Source organism: Streptomyces sp. NPDC054840, assembly GCF_053611065.1.
This window is the reverse complement of record NZ_JBSGZP010001025.1, coordinates 1-1,787: the sequence shown is the minus strand read 5'-3', so window position 1 is coordinate 1,787 and position 1,787 is coordinate 1. Positions and strand designations below refer to the sequence as shown.

Sequence of the window (1,787 nt, the reverse complement as noted above, 5' to 3'; positions counted from 1 at the left end):
GCACGGATCCCGTGCCCCGGCCTCCGTCAGCGCTTGCCGTGGCCCCGCTCGGGGGCGATCATGGCGACCAGCCCGTAGTCCAGCTCCGCGCCATCGACGAGCAGGGCCTCGATCGTGCGCGTGCTCGGGTCGATGTCGGCCTCCACGCCCTGCCCGCGGTAGCGGGGGTAGCCGGAGGCACCCGTCTCGCCGGTCGCCTCGACCGTGGCCGCCCGCAAGGCCCGGTCCGCCGCGGACTCGCCGCGCAGGTTCTCGATGTGCTCGGGCACCAGCAGGATCTCGAAGCTCTGCGGCTCTGTGCTCATGGATCGAAGCTACCGGACGAGGTGCCCCGGCGCGGGCGCGCACACGCCCCGCCTCGTAGGCTCTCCGGGACCCCCCACGCGGATGAAGAGGAACGACATGAGCGGCGACACCCCGAGCAGGATCCTTCTCGTGGCGAAGGAGACCACCCTCCGGGGCCTGCTGGAGCGCCTCCTCGTGGCCCGCGGGTTCGCCGTGGTCGACGGCGGAACCGGGGCGGACACCGTCTCCCTGCTGGGCAGCGCCGGCCCGATCGATCTGGTGATCTGCGAGCGCACCGGGCCGGGTCTGGACGAGGTGGCGCTGTTCGAGGAGATCCGCCGGCACCCCGATCACGGGCGGGTGCCGATCCTCGCGCTGCCGCCCGCGGATCCGGAGTGCTCGGTGCACGCGCTGGAGGCCGGTGTGAGCGACTGTCTCCCGAAGCCGTTCCATCCCGCGGAGTTCATGGCCCGCGTCGAGCGCCTGGCCCGGCCGGCCGCGGCCTGATTCCGCTCCTCGGCCTCCGGCAGGTCGTCCGGATCCGGCCGGTCCCGGCCGGAGAACGCGATTGGCCGGACATCGCCCTGGTCGGGCCCGCCCTGGGTTCCTACGATTCGGTCACTCGGTCTTCACCGACCGGGCTTTGTCAGGGCCATGCCCAGATTCCCCTTCCTGGGCCTGCCCCGTTCCACCCTGCACACCGGTCTGTGACGACCCGGCCCCGCTCTGGCCGGCCGCACCCCCCACCCTTCGGCGCACAGGCATGCCCGCCTGCGCGCCGCCCGGTACCGAAGCAGTGGATCGGAGAAACATGTCCGGTGGATTCCTCGTGAGCGGCGCGATCGGCGCCCTGCTCACCGCCACCCTGCCCACGCACGCCTCCCCCTCCACCATCGTGGACCCGCCGCCCGACCGCATCGTGATCGAAGTCGCCACGGTCAACGGATCCGGGTGTCCCAAGGACACCGCGGAGGTCGCCGTGTCCCAGGACAACACCGCCTTCACCGTGACCTACAGCCAGTACCTCGCCCAGGTCGGCGGCGGTGCCCCGCCCACCGCGGCGCGCAAGAACTGCCAGCTCAGCCTGATCGTGCACGTGCCCAGCGGCTTCACCTACGCGATCGCCAGCGCCGACTACCGCGGTTACGCCTCGCTGGCGCCGGGCGCGAAGGCCACCGAGAAGGCCTCGTACTACTTCCAGGGCTCGCCGGACACCGCGGCGCGCACCCACAACTTCAGCGGGCCGCAGGAGGACAACTGGCAGGCCACGGACGTGACCGACTGGGCTCAACTGGTCTGGGCGCCGTGCGGGGTGCAGCGGAACTTCAACATCAACACCGAGCTGCGCGTGACCAGAGGCACCTCGTCCCCCTCGTCGACCAGCTACATGACGATGGACTCCACCGACGGCAGCATCAACACCATCTATCACCTGGCCTGGAAGGAGTGCCCCGGCAAGTGATCCGACCCGCTCCCGGCCGCCTCCCGCTGCGCCTGCGCGC

Annotated in this window: 3 protein-coding genes; 2 read left to right on the top strand and 1 reads right to left on the bottom strand. The window is 71.5% G+C overall.

Annotated elements, in window-relative coordinates; translation table 11 throughout:
- Positions 1 to 26 precede the first annotated feature (26 nt).
- Positions 27 to 305, bottom strand: coding sequence for a hypothetical protein (locus ACWGIU_RS37120; RefSeq protein WP_453712469.1), 279 nt, complete (start codon positions 303 to 305; stop codon positions 27 to 29).
- A gap of 97 nt (positions 306 to 402) precedes the next feature.
- Between ACWGIU_RS37120 and ACWGIU_RS37115 the strand changes: the two genes are divergently transcribed.
- The gene (locus ACWGIU_RS37115; RefSeq protein ID WP_453712468.1) at positions 403 to 792 is read left to right on the top strand and encodes a response regulator; all 390 of its coding nucleotides are present in this window, start codon (positions 403 to 405) and stop codon (positions 790 to 792) included.
- Positions 793 to 1,096: 304 nt separating this feature from the next.
- Entirely contained in the window at positions 1,097 to 1,747 is a 651-nt protein-coding gene (locus tag ACWGIU_RS37110) for a DUF4360 domain-containing protein (RefSeq protein WP_453712467.1), read from the top strand.
- Positions 1,748 to 1,787: the final 40 nt, after the last annotated feature.